Source organism: Marisediminitalea oceani (assembly GCF_003731635.1).
Classification (GTDB): Bacteria; Pseudomonadota; Gammaproteobacteria; order Enterobacterales; family Alteromonadaceae; genus Alteromonas; species Alteromonas oceani.
Window position 1 is genome coordinate 50,207 of record NZ_RCUA01000073.1, and the last position, 16,688, is coordinate 66,894.

13 protein-coding genes are annotated in these 16,688 nt (G+C 48.3%); 8 read left to right on the forward strand and 5 right to left on the reverse strand.

Annotated elements, in window-relative coordinates; all coding sequences use genetic code 11:
* Nucleotides 1-73 precede the first annotated feature (73 nt).
* Complete coding sequence (locus tag D9T21_RS19025; RefSeq protein WP_123326791.1) at nucleotides 74-787, forward strand: FadR/GntR family transcriptional regulator; 714 nt, start codon at nucleotides 74-76, stop codon at nucleotides 785-787.
* Between the two features lie 225 nt (nucleotides 788-1,012).
* On the opposite strand, the gene uxuA is transcribed toward D9T21_RS19025, so the two are convergent.
* Nucleotides 1,013-2,185: a mannonate dehydratase gene (gene uxuA, locus D9T21_RS19030; RefSeq protein ID WP_123326792.1), complete on the reverse strand. Its 1,173-nt coding sequence runs from the start codon at nucleotides 2,183-2,185 to the stop codon at nucleotides 1,013-1,015.
* Nucleotides 2,186-2,606: 421 nt separating this feature from the next.
* Here uxuA and D9T21_RS19035 point away from each other — a divergent pair, with 421 nt between their 5' ends.
* The 4 genes from D9T21_RS19035 to D9T21_RS19055 all read left to right on the forward strand — a co-directional run bounded on the left by D9T21_RS19035 (nucleotide 2,607) and on the right by D9T21_RS19055 (nucleotide 6,419).
* A complete protein-coding gene (locus tag D9T21_RS19035) occupies nucleotides 2,607-3,509 on the forward strand; it encodes a LysR family transcriptional regulator (protein WP_123326793.1) in 903 nt (300 codons plus the stop codon).
* Nucleotides 3,510-3,602: 93 nt separating this feature from the next.
* Nucleotides 3,603-4,874: a hypothetical protein gene (locus D9T21_RS19040; protein WP_123326794.1), complete on the forward strand. Its 1,272-nt coding sequence runs from the start codon at nucleotides 3,603-3,605 to the stop codon at nucleotides 4,872-4,874.
* An 82-nt stretch (nucleotides 4,875-4,956) separates the two neighbouring features.
* The gene (locus D9T21_RS19045; protein WP_123326795.1) at nucleotides 4,957-5,559 is read left to right on the forward strand and encodes a DUF481 domain-containing protein; all 603 of its coding nucleotides are present in this window, start codon (nucleotides 4,957-4,959) and stop codon (nucleotides 5,557-5,559) included.
* Nucleotides 5,560-5,840: 281 nt separating this feature from the next.
* The gene (locus D9T21_RS19055) at nucleotides 5,841-6,419 is read left to right on the forward strand and encodes a porin family protein (protein ID WP_123326797.1); all 579 of its coding nucleotides are present in this window, start codon (nucleotides 5,841-5,843) and stop codon (nucleotides 6,417-6,419) included.
* On the opposite strand, the gene nei is transcribed toward D9T21_RS19055, so the two are convergent.
* Both nei and D9T21_RS19065 read right to left on the reverse strand, forming a co-directional pair.
* Nucleotides 6,420-7,274, reverse strand: coding sequence for an endonuclease VIII (nei, locus tag D9T21_RS19060; protein WP_123326798.1), 855 nt, complete (start codon nucleotides 7,272-7,274; stop codon nucleotides 6,420-6,422).
* Nucleotides 7,275-7,342: 68 nt separating this feature from the next.
* Nucleotides 7,343-7,813, reverse strand: a complete 471-nt coding sequence (locus D9T21_RS19065) for a hypothetical protein (RefSeq protein ID WP_241155758.1) — start codon at nucleotides 7,811-7,813, stop codon at nucleotides 7,343-7,345.
* A gap of 427 nt (nucleotides 7,814-8,240) precedes the next feature.
* On the opposite strand from D9T21_RS19065, the gene katG reads away from it, so the two are divergent.
* Nucleotides 8,241-10,472 carry a catalase/peroxidase HPI gene (katG, locus tag D9T21_RS19070; RefSeq protein WP_123326799.1) on the forward strand — a complete coding sequence of 744 codons (2,232 nt, stop codon included), beginning with the start codon at nucleotides 8,241-8,243 and terminating at the stop codon, nucleotides 10,470-10,472.
* Nucleotides 10,473-10,532: 60 nt separating this feature from the next.
* Here the strand turns inward: katG and D9T21_RS19075 are convergent, their stop codons facing one another.
* A complete protein-coding gene (locus D9T21_RS19075; protein ID WP_105934921.1) occupies nucleotides 10,533-10,718 on the reverse strand; it encodes a hypothetical protein in 186 nt (61 codons plus the stop codon).
* A 279-nt stretch (nucleotides 10,719-10,997) separates the two neighbouring features.
* Between D9T21_RS19075 and yjeH the strand changes: the two genes are divergently transcribed.
* Nucleotides 10,998-12,245 (forward strand): L-methionine/branched-chain amino acid transporter, encoded by a 1,248-nt coding sequence (yjeH, locus tag D9T21_RS19085; protein ID WP_123326801.1) that lies wholly within the window; start codon nucleotides 10,998-11,000, stop codon nucleotides 12,243-12,245.
* Here yjeH and D9T21_RS19090 read toward each other — a convergent pair.
* On the reverse strand, nucleotides 12,242-13,255 hold the full coding sequence (locus D9T21_RS19090) for a LysR family transcriptional regulator (protein WP_123326802.1): 1,014 nt from the start codon (nucleotides 13,253-13,255) through the stop codon (nucleotides 12,242-12,244). The genes yjeH and D9T21_RS19090 overlap by 4 nt on opposite strands.
* A gap of 457 nt (nucleotides 13,256-13,712) precedes the next feature.
* Here D9T21_RS19090 and D9T21_RS19095 point away from each other — a divergent pair, with 457 nt between their 5' ends.
* Nucleotides 13,713-16,361, forward strand: coding sequence for a TonB-dependent receptor plug domain-containing protein (locus D9T21_RS19095; protein ID WP_123326803.1), 2,649 nt, complete (start codon nucleotides 13,713-13,715; stop codon nucleotides 16,359-16,361).
* Nucleotides 16,362-16,688 lie beyond the last annotated feature (327 nt).

Here is a 16,688-nt window from a genome sequence, read left to right on the forward strand (position 1 = left end):
AAGTCCTTGACTATTTGCCGGTTGGCGATATTCTCAACCATCAGATTAACGCCAGTCAGAACTCGACATTACTATGCAAGTGGATGCAATAAAAGTTCGCCGTCTGTATCTGGAAGTTGCGACCCAGATAGAGCAACAAATTCAGAACGGGCAAATTCGCCCGGGAGAACGCTTGCCTTCCGAACGGGATCTGGCCAGTCGCTTTGAAGTGAGCCGACCTACCATTCGCGAAGCCATGATTGCACTGGAGATAGCAGGTTTGGTAGAAATCAAAACCGGCTCGGGCATCTATGTTCTGGCCCAGACGGAAACACTCGTCCCTCGCAGCCTTGATGATGTTCCGGGCCCTTTTGAAGTACTCGAAGCGCGCCTGTTGATAGAGCCTCAGGCTGCCAGCCTAGCTGCCGCCCGGATCAGCAAAGCCCAGTTAAAAAGCATCGAACAAGCCGTGCAGATCATGGGCGATGCCAACTCATCAGAACACCAAAAAGAGCAGGCTGATGAACTATTTCATGTCACCATCGCCCAGGCCACCGATAACAGTGCCCTGGCATCAACGATAAAATGGTTGTGGGAACTCAGAAATCAGTCTGCACTCAGCTCACGCTTCCACCAGCGCGTACGGGAGCTGGGCGTGCAACCCTATGTGGAAGAGCACCGCAAAATTCTCAATGCGCTGAAACTCCGCGACCCAGAACGCGCCAGAAATGCCATGCATTATCATATTTCTAATGCCATCGAGCAGGATATGTCAGTGCTAGAACTGAATGACAGCGAAATTGGCTAGTCGGCACTTCCAGACTTCATTAGCGGACTTCCTTACGATTGTACTTTTCCCGGACACCAGGTTCTGGCTCTCCGGCAACGTTGGAGTTTCAAGGCGGGCTTCAACCTATCGAATGTGATGATTTGGTAAGGCCGATTCAACTCACCCAATGCAGATTTGATATCCTATTTATATTCAATAATGCCGGTTTTAACGACCAGTCAACCAGAAATATTACTTCTTCAGCTAACTCCTTAGTTGCTCCAGTACGTGAATTGCACCGCGTAGTTCAGCGAGAGATTTCATCCGACCAATATAAGAATAGCCGGGCTTAACGCCTTCCTGACCCATTTCGTCTTCGAGTAAATGGCCGTGATCCGGTCGCATGGGAATAGCATAGCCCTCTGAGCCACGCTGCTGCTCCACCTCGAGCAATGCGCGGATTAGCCCTATCATGTCATTGTCTCCATTGAGATGATCTGACTCATAAAAAGAGCCGTCGTCCTCGCGCCTCACGTTACGCAGGTGAACAAAGAATATATTGGCGCCGAATGCACGTACCATATCCACCAGGTTATTATCTGCACGCGCCCCGTAAGAACCCGCGCACATAGTCAGGCCATTACTGGGGCTGGGCACTGCCTCCAGCAACGCTTTCGCATCTTCCGCGGTAGATACAACCCGAGGCAGACCAAATAAAGAAAATGGTGGATCGTCCGGGTGAATACATAATTTGATACCGTAGGCTTCAGCGGTAGGCATAATATCTTTGAGAAACCGGAATAAGTTTTGCCGGTACCCTTCGGTGCCAATTTCGTTAAATTGTTGAATGGCCAGCTTTATACTTTCTCTGTTGTAAGAACCCTCGCCCCCTGGCAGTCCGGCAATGATATTGTTTTCCAGCAAAGTCCGCTCGGTTTCACTCATAGCTGAAAAGCGCTCTTTCGCCCTGGTTATTTGTGCCAGTGTATAATCATTTTCTGCGCCAGGGCGCTTTAAAATCATTACGTCGTAAGCCACAAAATCTGTCATTTCAAAACGCAGCGCCTGGCTGGCATTGGGCAGCGTGTAACTTAAGTTGGTGCGCGTCCAGTCGACCACCGGCATAAAATTATAACAGATCGTATAAATGCCATTTTTACCCAGGTTAGCCAGTGACTGCTTATAATTACTGATGTAACGCTCATAATCGCCGGTCCGGGTTTTGATGTCACTATGTAGCGGCACGCTTTCCACCACACACCATTCAAGACCAGCGTCTTTAATCATCTGATGTCGGGCTTTGATTAGATCTGCCGGCCAGACTTCGCCGGTAGGCACTTCATGTAAGGCCGTTACGATACCAGACGCCCCCGCCTGCCTGATTTTACTTAACGTAATAGTGTCATCTGGTCCGAACCAGCGCCATGTTTCCAGCATAAAAGTATCCTCATGAGAGGTTTAAACAGTAACTCGACTCACATTTGCCTCATCAGCCATAAATTTTGGTTAGGTGGCCTTACCAATATATAGAAGTAATCACAGTTTTCAACGAATAAAATTGTCATTAACACAGGAGAAATAAGCCCACAGAGGATACTGCGCTCTTAAGGCGCCGGTTTGCCGTATGGCTCCGATCGCAGCTCGGCCTGGACACAAAATCAGTGAAACCTTATGCGCGTCATGTAACTTTAACTACATATTCACTCCACAATATCGCCATTTATCTGCAACTTTATCATTTTTGAAGAGTCTGACAGTTCGTGACCGGCATGCCCTTATACCTCGATGATCAAAGCACAATTTGATTAACAATGATGTTAATATTTAGCCAAACCATGAAATTAATGCATAGATAGAAATGATTGAACGTTTTCACCTGCAATTGCTAACAGCGGTTGATGAGTGCGGCACCCTTACGCTCGCTGCCGACAAGCTGCATCTGAGTCAGTCGGCACTGAGCCACAGCATCAAAAAGCTGGAGCAGCAGTTGGGTACTGCGGTATGGGAAAAAGACGGCCGTAAACTACGGCTCACTCAGGCTGGCCGGCAAATCCTCATCCTCGCCAAACGCCTGTTACCCCAGTTTGAACATACTGAATTGTTACTTACCCAAATCGCTAAAGGCCAGCGCGGTTCGTTGCGAATAGGCATGGAATGTCATCCCTGTTATCAATGGCTGTTAAAAGTAGTGAGTCCTTTTCTGAAAACCTGGCCAGGCGTAGAGGTGGATGTAAAACAGGAGTTTCAGTTTGGCGGTATGGGCGCCTTATTTGATTATGACATTGACGTGCTCGTTACCCCGGACCCCCTGTTCAAAAGCGGTGTAACCTTTATACCGGTGTTTGATTTCGAGCAGCGCCTGGTGGTAAGTCAATCACACCCGCTGGCCACTTTGCAGCAGATAGAACCAGCGGATTTGCAACATGAAACCCTGATCACCTACCCGGTAGAACCGCAAAGACTGGATATCTTCAGTCAGTTTCTGGCACCGGCCGGATGCACCGTAAAACGCCACAGGCATATAGAGGCTACCGAGATCATGTTGCAGATGGTCAGTGCCGGGCGCGGTGTCGCAGCATTACCGGGCTGGTTGGTTGATACTTATGCGAATTCGCTAAAACTGGTAAGTTTACGGCTGGGCCCGAAAGGGATCATGAAGCATATTTATCTGGGTATGCGTAATAATGACGTTAATATCGATTACATAGCCGACTTTGTACGTCTGGCAAAGCAAACTGAAAATCAGGTTGATAAAGGCTAAATTACGTTTAAAGCCAACTGACAAGCGGTTATTTTTGATACACTGAATGTTCATCTTATCCGACGACTGACCCTGAAGCCATTCATCATTGCTATGAAGCAGTATCATCCTACCCGTTACGCCGGCTGGCTGGCTTGTTTTACCCTGCTGACCTATCTGCTGTCAGTGGCAGGCCTGCTGTCTGCTGATGTCGCTACAGTCTTGGCGTGGCTTACCCTGTTTACGATGTTACCCGCTGTCAAAGCGTCGGCCAGAAAGCAGTCTGTTGTATTGTTTTTACTGGGCGTAACGGGCCTGGCTACCGGCTATTGGCTGGGCGCGGAAATTAGCTGGCGAAGCGTGTTCGCGGCCAACGTACCGCTGTTAACCATGTTTGTAGCCATTACGTTCTTGTCTCTAACCAATGCGCCAGACAGTGACGAACGTTTACCCACTGGCAACAAAGCGGCAGCCGTCACTGCATTTGGCACCACGTTACTCGGTGCTGTCATCAACATGTCAGTGATTTTTGTGTTTGGTGACAGGCTAAAGCGCGGTGGTAAATTAACCGATGCCCAGCAAATTGTTCTGGCGCGCTGTTTTACCGCAGCGGCCTGGTGGTCACCGTTTTTCATTGCCACCGGTGTAGCATTGATGTATGCACCCGGCATGGCATGGAAAGCCACGGTGGCACCCGGGGCAATCATGGCACTGTTGGGGATTGGCTATACGCTGGTGGATGTACATCGCAGGTCCACAGCGCCTTTTGAAGGTTACCCTCTTAAAACTGAAAGCCTGATAATTCCAGTGTTAATGGCAATAGCCGTACTGATACTGCACCATTTTTTCCCGCAGATCCGGATTATGATCCTTATTAGTTTATTGTCGGTGCTCGGCGCTTTGCTGTTTATGCAGGAACGTCCGCGATGGCTAACGTTAAAAGACTTTGTGGATAACCGGTTGCACAGTGCGGGCCCGCAATTTGCGCTTTTTCTTGCTGCCGGAGTGTTTTCGGCCGGCATTAAAGCCATGATAGCGCTGTATCCTAATCTTATAGATCTGCACCAGTTCAGCTTTGATGCCAGTATGTTTGCTGTCGGTCTGGCACTGATGATCATTGCCGGACTGCTTGGCGTGCACCCGGTGATCAGTATTGCGGTAGTCAGCCCGGTACTCCTGCCGTTAAACCCTAACACCACCAGTCTGGGCTTTATGTTTCTTTCCACCTGGGCCATATCCACCGGCTCAGGGCCTTTGTCGGGAATAGGCCTTATTCTTACCGGCCGTTACGGCGCTTCCTCGCGGCGAATCATCGCTAATAACTGGCATTACATTATCACCATGTGGGCACTTGCCTGCCTGGTGAATGCCGTATTACTAGCGTAATTTAGCGATATTGCTTCACCAGAATTTGACCCTGCCTTAAGTATCTTTGCAACACACTTTATTGCAACACTTAAGGAAACCCATGAAAAAACACACTATTGCAGCCACTCTGATGGCTTTTTCATCACTGTGCAGCACAGCAGTACAGGCTGATAACCTGGATTACGACTTCGTACAACTCGGTTATGCCGCTGGCGATTATGCCGACATCGCACCATTTGACTTAAAAGGCCCTGAATTTGAAGCCAGTTACGAAGTTGGCCACAACTTATTTATTACCGGTAAATACCGCAGTGCCGACGACAAAATAAGTCAGTACACGCTGGATGAAACCAACTGGCAGGCCGGCGCCGGCTATTACTACAACTTTCGCCAGGACACCGTTTTTGATGCCAGACTGTATTATGGTGAAATCGACTTCAAGCTCTCAGACAGCGAGGATTCAGCCAAAGACGGTACGCATTTTTTCAGCCTTGCCGGAAATGTACGTCATCAGCTAACCGATGCCGTTGAATTATTTGGCGGACTGGAAGTACAAAAATGGCACAAAGGCTCAAACCAGAAAGCGTACCGACTAGGCGCTCAGTACGCTTTCGGTGAAACTAAACAGTTCGTTCTGGGTGCAGAGTACACCAAATTCTCTGACTCTGAGTGGTGCAAGTTATTCGCCCGCTACGTTTTTTAATCTATTGCAGGTCGTCTTTTTCCACCTGGGCGACCTGCCCTGCAACTTTGTTTTCATACTATGAAAAGTCTTCACGTTACCATTTGGCAACAGACAGCCGTTTTTGTTAAATCTGCGCGCAAATCTTCATCAATCATGAAAAAAACTCTCAATAAAACAGCAGTTAGCAGGCTTTTTTTAGCTGGCATGCAGTTTGATAAAGCATAAGTAAGTACTGATAAACGGTTGCCAGCTACACGCCGCTTGTCAGCAAATTCGATTAACACAAAGAGGACACTGTGATGAAAAAAACGATTATTGCTTTATCAACTCTGACCGCCCTGACATCTTTCGGCCTGAGCGCCCAGCAAACGCCCGACGAAATTAACCAGTCCGGCATTTATGTGGGCGGTAACTATGGTTATCTGCGAGTCGAAGGCGAAGATGATTTCGACGATGATAAAGATGTATGGCAGGGCATCCTGGGTTACAAGTTTAATACCTGGGTAGCGGTTGAAGGTTCTTACATAGACTTTGGAGACTATGGCTCATCTCTGGCTGGCGCCGAGACCGACGGCTACACCCTGGCCCTCAAAGGGATGGTACCTGTGGCAGGTGGGTTATCAGCCTATGCCAAATTAGGTCAGCTGTGGTCGGATACTGATTACCGCCTGGCTGGCGTAACAACCTCTGAGGACGATGAAAGCCTGTTTGTTGGCGCGGGTTTAAGCTACGCATTTTCGCCCAACCTGCTGGTTAACGCCGAATATGTGGTGTACGACACCGAACTCGACGCAGAGGCTGCCTTCGATGACATTGACGATACTAACTTTGAAACTGACCTGAAGCAGGCCAGCATTGGTATTGAGTACCGTTTCTGATCAAGCCGGCGAATTATTCGCCGCACTGACATTGTTGCCGCGCTGACATTGCGGGCAAAAATAGATCCTGCGGCTGCTTCGTTCAGCGCGCAGGATTGTTTCATTACAGCGCCTGCATGACTGCCCCTCCCGGTCGAAAACCATAAACCTTTCCGCTTCATATTCAGCTGCAGAATGCTGTGCACGGACAGATGCAGAGATGGACGTAGTATAGCCTCCCGTTTCATACGAACGGTAAGTAATCTGTAACGTTTGTTCTGCCAGGTGATTGATTTGCTCATCACTCAGGTCAGCGGGCTTCTTATCAGGATGAATACCGGCAAAGAACAAGATTTCGCTGCGCAGGTAATTACCCATCCCAGCCAGAAAACTTTGGTCGAGATAAAGTGCCGCCAGGCTTCGCTTGCAAAACTGCGAACTGGTTACTCTTTGTTGTATCACTTCCGGCGTGACCGTTTGATTGAGAATATCAGGGCCAAGTTTGCGCAAAAACGGGTGTTCACTGAGTTTCTCGCTTGGCCACACACTGATATCGGATGCACTGTAAAGCAGTGCGCTATGCTCGTCGGTATGTAAGCCAAGACGAAGCGAGCGATTAGTTTCAGGCAACTCATCAAGGGGCACAATTACCCAGCGCCCATACAACTGATTGTGAGAATAAATACTCAGGTCGTTGTCGAAGTGCAGCAACATAGCTTTTCCCCGACAGCTCACCTGTGTTACTAGCTGGCCACTCAGTTCAGACTGAAAAGGCTTCAATGACTCCAGCCCTACGGTAACTTTGTTGATTTTCTGGTTTTGTAAAACATTAGCTAAGGCATCAGCGCTTTGGCGGATCTCTGGGCCTTCTGGCACGGCTTATTTCCCGAAAGAGCTTTAAGATGTGCCTTATACGTGAAAGGGCAGGAATTTGGATGAAAGGTTCAGGCCTGCCACTGCCAGTCTTCGTGGAGCAGTCCCAGAGCCTCCACAAAGTGAAGATAGTCGGTACGCCCCATAGCCCGGGCAACCGTTTTAAACTGAGATTTTGCCTTAATACCTTTTACCTGCAACAGTTCAAGGCGTTTATCGGCATTGCCGTCAAACTGTGAATCAAGGATTTTCGCGGCTTTGCTGTGGGCATCCCAGTATTCAAGAACATACCCAATCAGCCGCTTAAAGATCCCGGGCATTCGCTTATCTTCCAACGGCCCGGCCAGACCAGCGTTAACCACCGCTTTTTGAAATGAAGACACGGTTTCTGACTGCACCGCCACCTCAAGTGCTTCCAGTACGCGCTGGATGTCTTTTAATAATTTCACATGTACCAGACTGCCATACTCACTTCCATCGAGCATTTCTATATCAGTTAGCAGCATATCCAGATTAACCAGATGTCGTTGTGTTGTTCCCATGATCCATAACGATGTGATGAAGGCGACGCGCCGGCAAACCTGAAGAATACCACGAACTTTAATCAGGTTTCACCGGCTTTCCATCATTCGTTATTAAAAGCCAGACACTTGAACATGCTTATGCCTGGAAAGTGACAGCAAAAAGAGTTTTAACTCCCGCCATCAACACCCTGCGCTTGTTAAAAATGTTAATTTTTTGTACCACCTCTAATTAAAAAGATAGCTTCGACTAACTTATTCAGTTTTTGGCGCCATTTAAATTAGAAGATATAAACATTTAAAAACATATAGTTATTCAATTTTTGTTTTTTTCAATCAAGTGCATCTGATTTTTTAATTATGCAAACTCACTTTCCTCGTTAACACTTATAAATGTTAACAAACACACTATTTGTACATTGTTCACATTCGAAACGAGGAAGGACAAATGAAATTGAAAAAGACTTTATCTTTGGCGGCAGCCGTGGCCATTGCGATGTCACCAGTAGTGCTGACATCCCCCGCCTATGCTGATGCTGCAAAGCCAAAAGCCAACAGTTTTTGGTGGCCGGATCAGCTCGACCTGAGTCAGCTGCGCGCCCACGGGGTAGAATCAAACCCGTACGGTGAAGACTTTGATTACGCCAAAGAGTTTAACTCGCTGGACCTGGAAGCGGTAAAAGCCGATTTACGTAAAGTATTGACCGACTCGCAGGATTGGTGGCCGGCAGATTACGGACACTACGGTCCCTTCTTCATTCGTATGGCCTGGCACGCTGCCGGTACCTATCGTATCCATGATGGCCGTGGTGGCGCAGGTGGCGGACAACAGCGTTTTGATCCGCTGAACAGCTGGCCGGATAACGTAAATCTCGACAAAGCCCGCCGTTTGATCTGGCCGGTAAAGCAAAAGTACGGTCGTAAGATATCCTGGGCCGACCTGATGGCATTAACCGGTAACGTAGCGCTGGAAGACATGGGCTTTAAAACCTTCGGTTATGCTGGTGGCCGTGAAGACGACTGGGAGCCAGACTACGTTTACTGGGGTCCGGAAGAGAAAATGCTGACCGACGAACGTCGCGATAAGTTTGGCAAACTGAAAGGGCCTTTAGCAGCCGTTGAGATGGGTCTGATTTACGTTAACCCGGAAGGCCCACATGGAAACCCCGATCCGCTGGCAGCCGCCAAAGACATTCGTATGTCGTTTGGTCGTATGGCGATGAATGACGAAGAAATTGTTGCGCTGATTGCCGGTGGTCACACCTTCGGTAAAGCCCACGGAGCTAAAAAGCCAGCTGACTGTGTGGGCGCAGAGCCTGCGGCGGCCGACATTGAAGAGCAGGGCTTTGGCTGGAAAAACAAATGTGGCAAGGGCCATTCTGAAGACACCACAAGCAGTGGCCTGGAAGGCGCCTGGACCGTCACTCCAACCCAGTGGACAACAAACTACCTGGATAACCTGTTTAGCTTCAACTGGGTGAAAACCAAAAGCCCGGCGGGTGCTACCCAGTGGATCCCAGATGATCCGGCCGCAGCTAACATGGTTCCTGACGCTCATGTGAAAGGTAAGCGCCATGCACCGATCATGTTTACCACTGATATCGCGATCAAAAAGGATCCGGAGTTCCGTAAAATTGCTGAGCGTTTCCGCGCCGATCCGGCAGAATACGAACTGGCCTTCGCCAAAGCCTGGTTTAAGCTGAATCACCGTGACCTGGGCCCTCGCGCCCGTTATTTAGGTGATGAGGTGCCTGATGAAGTGCTGGTATGGCAGGACCCAATCCCAGAGGTTAACCATGATCTGGTTACTGATGCCGATGTACGTAAACTGAAAGCGGACATTCTGGACACCGGTTTAAGCGTATCTGAGCTAGTAAGAGTAGCCTGGGCTTCAGCTGCAAGCTTCCGCGGCACCGACATGCGTGGTGGTGCAAACGGCGCCCGCGTTCGTCTGGCTCCACAAAATGGCTGGGCAGTAAATAATCCGGCCGAACTCGATAAAGTGCTGTTAGAACTTGAACAGGTAAAGCGTGACTTTAACCGTAAAGCTTCAGGCAACAAGCGTATCTCTACCGCAGACATTATTGTTCTGGCCGGTGCTGCGGCCATTGAAAAAGCCGCAAAAGATGCAGGTCACACTATCACAGTACCTTTCGAGCCAGGCCGTATGGATGCGTCGCAAGAAATGACCGACGTACAGTCATTCGCTGTACTGGAGCCTACTGCTGATGCGTTCCGTAACTTTTACGACCCGGAAATGAACTACATGTCACCAACCGAAATGCTGGTTGAACGGGCTGACTACCTCAATCTGTCGGTACCAGAAATGACCGCTCTGCTTGGTGGTATGCGAGCGCTCGACGCCAACTACAAAGGTATGGAGCATGGTGTTCTCACCAACACTCCGGGTAAACTGAACAATGCGTTCTTCACCAACCTGCTGGACATGGGTACCAAGTGGAATAAAACCGATGAGGAAGGTGTGTATGAAGGTGTTGACCGTTCATCAGGTAAAGCCAAATGGACTGCCACACCGGTGGATCTGATTTTTGGCTCTAACTCTGAACTACGCGCTATCGCTGAAGTTTACGCAGCAGCCGATGCTGAGCAGAAATTTGTTGCTGACTTCGTTGATGCGTGGGTGAAAGTGATGCAAAACGACCGCTTCGATCTGAAGTAATCCGTCATTAATATGTAATTAACAGGTGGCTTTCAGCCACCTGTTTTTTTATGCAACTTACTATGGCAGGTATCCGGCGACTTCCAGCACCTGTCGTACCTGCCCTTCTGTAATTCCGCTTGGACAAACACCGCGATTGATCAATTCTTCACGAATCACCGATGGATCGCAGGGCGATACCACCTCGACTTCTTTTTTGATGTACTTAGCCAATTGCTGTTGTAGTTGTCGGGTTAAACAAGACATAAATACCTCTTATACGCTTTGCCTGAGTCAGACACCATCCAGGATTGGCGAGCCAAAAGTCACTTAATTACTGCTAGGCGACATTATGCTTCACTGCAGCATAATCCGGGCCACAGTAATATTTATCATTCGAATCAGAGATTTGGAAAAATATGGCAATCAGGCGAATAGTCAGAGTGTCAAAATATTCGACAAATGTGTCCACCATGAAGAAAAACTGCCACGATTTTGTAGATAAAACGCTATAATCGCCAGCCTCTGCATACACTGACACTTGCTATGAGCCACTCTTCACAAAAAATCGGCCGCTGGCATGGCGCTGGCTTGTTAACCACCACTCTGCTCGGTACCAGTGTGTTTATCCTGCCACAGATGACCATAGGGCTCGCCGGTCACTATGCATTATTAAGCTGGGTACTGCTTATTCTGGCCATCCTTCCGGTGGCTATGGTATTTGCCAAACTGTCCTCACAGTATCCCCATGCCGGTGGTCCGGCTTTCTTTGTGGAAAAGGTTTTTGGCGTAACCGCTGGCAGAACCATTGGGATGTTGTTTTTGTTTGTAGTGCCCATCGGGGCACCCGCCGCCATCATCATGACCTACTGGTTTATTGAAACTCTGTTGCAACTTAACGCCGCCTGGTCGCTGCCGGTGCAGCTGGCGATTGTCGGACTGCTGCTGATGCTGAACTATCGGGGCGTTCAGTTTTCTGCCACCTTACAGCTGGGCCTGACACTTATTATCACACTGGTGGTTTGCGCCCTGCTTATTGGCGGCAGCCTTATGCCAGCTCCAGCGACTCTGACTTCTTCCGCTTTTCAGCTGGACAGCACATTAGCTGCTATGGGTCTGGCGTTCTGGAGCTTTTTAGGCATTGAAGCTTTATCCCACCTGGCTAATGATTTTCGGGATCCGAAACGGGATCTGGTTCCGGCAATTATGCTTGGCACGCTGTTAGTTGGCGTTATCTATATTGGCTGCACTTATCTGCTGCTCGATGTCAGCACAGAAAATACCCTGGCCATGGTGGCCGTGTTCGACCAGATTGTTGGCGGTAATGGTGCTTACGTGATTGGTGTACTGGGCGTTGCCGGTGGCCTGGCTACGGTGAATGTTTATACGGCCAGTTTGTCCCGGCTAACCTGGAGCCTGAGTCAGGACGGCGTGTTGCCCGCATACTTTAATACCCTTAACCGTTATGGTGTGCCGCAGCGGGCTTTGCAGGCTATTTTACTGATCATGTCGATGACGCTGATCATCACCCACTTTTCAACGCACAATCTCGAAGATTTGATTGGTTGGGTGAATGGTGTTTTTGTGCTGATTTATCTGGCCAGTATGCTGGCCGCGCTGAAACTGCTGTCGCCAGCGCATCGTCCGCTAGTGTATTTTGGCTGCCTGTTCTGCAGCATTATCGCCCTGGGTCTGGGCAGTAAAATGCTTTATGCCCTGGCTTTATTTACCCTGTTTGCGCCCTTGCTGTGGTATCAACAGCGGCATCTCAGTTTGAAACGCCCTGGTTGTTAAAGGGCGCTGACGGTCGATGGCGATGCGAAGCCCATGGGCCGCGCGTCACTTTTAGGTACTTTATTAAGCAAGTTACCGCGCCAGTGGCCGCAAGCCTGCTCGGTGCTGCTAGCTTCCTGAATAATACTTAACATTTTCACAATGGCGTCGGCCATAGCAAAATTGCTGTTCGTGGCGGCCAGTACCTGGCGTTTCATATCGGGTTGGGTGATTTTCAGCGACTTGATCACTTTGCTTTCTTCCAGATGGTACATTGCAGAAGATGGTAAAATCATCAGTCCTTCGCCCTGAATAACCTGACGCAGTCCGGTCATTAGTTGCCCTGAATAGGCTTTATCGTGCTTAAGAGCTACGCCTGTGTCGTGTTCATATTTCTCTATCAGGCGTCCAAGGGCATCTTTAGGCCCCGGTGTTAGCAGTTCGAACTGGCTTAATTCCCAGAAACAAATCGTGTCGCGGTTTTGCAATAACTGATAATAGGCAGAGGCCTCGTTAACACCCACCACCAGATACATAAACTCTTCAATTAGCGGGTAGGCCGACATAAAACGTGGTTCAACTTCCTGCTCGTAGGTCAGCGCGATATCAACCTGATTGGTTTTCAGCCACTCTTTTACCGCGTAGGACGGGCCAGTACTTATCTCCAGTTTTAGCTGGGGATGAAACTCATTAACCATGGCAATTAACGACATCGACAGTACATTGCCAATAGAAGGCAACATACCAACACGAACAACGCCATGCTGATTTGCGGCTAACTGATGTAATTCCATTTTAGCGGCATTGATGTCTTCGATCAGTTTCTTCGCGTGTTTTTCGAAAACCTCGCCGGCTGCCGTCAGACTCACTCCTTTAAAGCTTCTCTCAAACAGGGCACTACCCATTTCCCGTTCCAGATTGGCCAATTGCTGACTGATCGCAGGTTGTGCGATATCCAGTTCCCTCGCTGCAGCGGCAATACTTCCTTTTTGAACCGTAACAAGAAAATACTGAAGCTGTTTGGAATTCATTTATTCGGCACTCACCTTAAATTATGCGTTAATTATCAAATATTTGTAAAAATCTCTAAGTTTTTACGCGCAGGATTTTTCTATTTAATTTTCAGCAAGTTACATGCCACCAAGTGGTCAAGTTTTTGAATTTCAAGGTTAAACATTTGCAACATTATACTTTAGTATAATTTATTTATTTTCACTATGCACTAGTTAAGCTATTGTTTTAGAAAAGATTAACTCGTAGCTATATATTTTTCTTATAACCCTCAATATTCTTTTTTCTTCCGACAATAGCGGTTCTTTTTTTAATCTCATCGTGGCGTTAGCAAAATCTAACCCACTCATAAAATCTACCATTGTCTATTTCTGGTGCTTTTGTGAGCCAACTTGGGGCATTCCCTCCCAAAGTTTTCTTCAGAGGCTCAATTCTGCACCACAAATGAACATTCAATTCTTTTTTAGGGAACACTCAATGAAACTTAAGAAGTTAAACGCAGCAGTACTGGCCGGTCTGGCCGGTTACTCACTTTCTATGGTGGCCACCAGTAGCGCAATCGCGGAAGAAGAAGCGGCAGAAGAAAATGTTGAAAAAATTGCCGTTGTCGGTGCCCGTGGTGCGCCTCGTTCAGTCACCAGCTCGCCAGTACCCGTAGATGTCCTTACCAGCGATGACATTAATGGCGTGGCATCGTCGGATATGAACGACATTATGATGACGCTGGTTCCTTCTTACACACTAACCCGTCAGCCTATTTCTGACGGTGGTACTTTTATTCGTCCGGCCTCTCTGCGTGGCTTACCTACCGATAAAACCCTGGTTTTGGTGAACGGCAAGCGTCGTCACCGTGCAGCACTTGTTCAAATTGGTGGTTCAGGAACTCAGGGCCCTGACCTTGCCACTATTCCTGCATCAGCCATTGGCAGCGTTGAAGTACTGCGTGATGGTGCAGCAGCACAATACGGCTCTGATGCTATCGCCGGCGTAATCAACTTTCAGTTAAAAAATAATGCTGAGGGCGGCTCGTTTTCAGCCGAATGGGGTCAATACTACGAGGGGGATGGTGAATCGATTACTCTGACGGGCAACAAGGGTTTTTCTCTGGGCGATGATGGCTTCCTCAGCATTTCTGCTGAGTATGTTGACACCGATGCCACTAGCCGTGGTGTGCAATACTGTCAGGACAGCTTCTGTGTAGATTCCAGCCTGCCTGGTTTTGATCCCGACGCCTGGTATGCACAGTACGTGACTCCGGAGTTTGAAGCGGCGGCAGATGAGATGGGACGTAGGTTCCAGGGTGCTGACGTTGTTCAGCCCTGGGGACAACCTAATTATGAAGCCGCCCGTATCTTCCTGAACGCTGGTTATACACTTAGTAACGGCATGGAACTCTACGCTTACGGAAACTACTCTGAAAGTGAAGGCGATGGCGCATTTAACTATCGTTATCCGTACAACGGCACACTGAATGATGTGCGTTTACAGGATGGTACCGTCTGGAACCCGAGTCTGGGTACCGTGGATCCTGATGCACCGACGCAGCTGCCAGGCCTGTTCCCCGGTGGCTTCACTCCTCGTTTTGGCGGGGATATCACCGACTACTCACTTGCTGGTGGTGTTAAGGGTATGACCGGTAATTTAGGTTATGACATCAGTGGGCGCTACGGTTATAACGAAATTTCTTACTCGTTGTGGAGTACCTTTAACCCATCGATGATGAACGAGTCTCCGGTCTCTTTTAATCCGGGTGATCTCATCAACGAAGAGACCCAGTTCCAGGCCGACTTTACCTATGATTTTGCAGAATACGTGTTCGCTTTCGGTGCGAGCTATATGGAAGAGTCTTACGAAATTACGACCGGTGATCAGGCCTCTTACACTGTAGGGCCATATGCACAACCTGATCCCTGGGGCTTTTGTGACGGTAGCGCAGACCCGGATGCTATCGATTACGCGGTTTCTACCGGTTTAGATTGTACCCCTGGTTCAGATGATCCCATTAATACCGTGGTAGGTGTTGGCTCAAACGGCTTCCCGGGTTATTCACCTGATTTTGCCGATACTTATGAGCGTGACTCGTACGCCGTCTATGCCGATATATCAGGCGATATTACTGACCAGTTATTTGCTCAGGCAGCTATTCGCTATGAGGACTACTCAGACTTTGGTTCTGAATTGGTATACAAAGTGGCCGGTTTCTATCAGGTTACTGACGCCATCGGTTTCCGTGCATCGTACGGTACCGGTTTCCGTGCACCGACACCAGGCCAGCAAGGTACCACTAACGTTTCCACCCGTTTCCCTGACAGTGTGCCAGTTGCGGTAGGGCTATTCCCGGCAGGGGGCCCAATTGCTGCAGCCCTTGGCGCAAGCCCTCTGGATCCGGAAACATCAACTAACTTCACGTTAGGCATGACAGCAGATTACGGTGACTTCACACTGACTGTGGACTATTACCACATTAAAATTGAAGATCGCCTGAACGCCATTTCGACGTTACTGGTCTCTACGGATCCGGCTTCTGGTGCACAGTATGATAATTATGTCGCATTACGTGACGCGGGAGTAGACGGCGCCGAATCTATCGGTGGTGTGTTCTATTTCCAGAATGCCTTTGACACCATTACTGAAGGTGTTGATGTTGTTGCCACCTACAATATGGAATCTGAATTAGGTAATACGACATTTACTGCGTCCTTTAACTATGGGACCAACGAATTCGATTCTGACCCCAGTATCTACTTTAATCAGGAGTCTATTTATGATTTTGAGGAAGGCACTCCGGAAACTCGTGGAGTATTCTCTGTAAAACATGCTATGGACGACTTCTCCGTTACTGCTCGTCTTAGTTACTACGGCGAATACAGTCAGTCCAATGACCTGAGTTCAACTCCTGAATTGGATTATATTCAGGACTTCGACAGTGAATTCATGTTTGACCTGGAAGGCTCTTACTACATTACTGAAAGTATCACCCTCTCAGCAGGTGTACGTAATCTGTTTGATAATTACCCTGAGCCGGGCACCATTGGTGAAACTACTAACGGTCGTATTTATCGCTCCGATTCAATCGTAGACTGGCAGGGTGGCTATTACTACGCCAAGTTTAACTACACCTTTTAAGTACTAAACGACGCCTCGCGTAATCCCAAAGACCAGCCCTGTGGCTGGTCTTTTTTTTGCCTGCCTTAAAATTATCCGCCGGCTCGAGATTATACTTTAGTATAACTTAAGGGTCTGTTAAGCAGCTTGTAACATACTGTTTATCGGCCAGCAAAAGAACCTATTTCTCATATATTTTCAATAACTTAAACATCACCAACCGGTCAGCTTTTTCACTCCATTTGTTAATATTTTGTATGGAATATATTTATTATAAAATATTTTATTTGCAATATTGACCCATAAATCATTGTTATATTTAGTTTTTTATCAGGGATCAATACTTTT

Bases quoted from the DNA above. Each gene is read 5' to 3' on its own strand.
- yjeH (WP_123326801.1), top strand. From the start codon at position 10,998: ATGAGCCACTCTTCACAAAAAATCGGCCGCTGGCATGGCGCTGGCTTG.
- katG (WP_123326799.1), top strand. From the start codon at position 8,241: ATGAAATTGAAAAAGACTTTATCTTTGGCGGCAGCCGTGGCCATTGCG.
- D9T21_RS19025 (WP_123326791.1), top strand. From the start codon at position 74: ATGCAAGTGGATGCAATAAAAGTTCGCCGTCTGTATCTGGAAGTTGCG.
- D9T21_RS19055 (WP_123326797.1), top strand. From the start codon at position 5,841: ATGAAAAAAACGATTATTGCTTTATCAACTCTGACCGCCCTGACATCT.
- D9T21_RS19045 (WP_123326795.1), top strand. From the start codon at position 4,957: ATGAAAAAACACACTATTGCAGCCACTCTGATGGCTTTTTCATCACTG.
- D9T21_RS19065 (WP_241155758.1), bottom strand. From the start codon at position 7,813: ATGGGAACAACACAACGACATCTGGTTAATCTGGATATGCTGCTAACT.
- D9T21_RS19075 (WP_105934921.1), bottom strand. From the start codon at position 10,718: ATGTCTTGTTTAACCCGACAACTACAACAGCAATTGGCTAAGTACATC.
- D9T21_RS19035 (WP_123326793.1), top strand. From the start codon at position 2,607: ATGATTGAACGTTTTCACCTGCAATTGCTAACAGCGGTTGATGAGTGC.
- D9T21_RS19040 (WP_123326794.1), top strand. From the start codon at position 3,603: ATGAAGCAGTATCATCCTACCCGTTACGCCGGCTGGCTGGCTTGTTTT.
- D9T21_RS19090 (WP_123326802.1), bottom strand. From the start codon at position 13,255: ATGAATTCCAAACAGCTTCAGTATTTTCTTGTTACGGTTCAAAAAGGA.
- uxuA (WP_123326792.1), bottom strand. From the start codon at position 2,185: ATGCTGGAAACATGGCGCTGGTTCGGACCAGATGACACTATTACGTTA.
- D9T21_RS19095 (WP_123326803.1), top strand. From the start codon at position 13,713: ATGAAACTTAAGAAGTTAAACGCAGCAGTACTGGCCGGTCTGGCCGGT.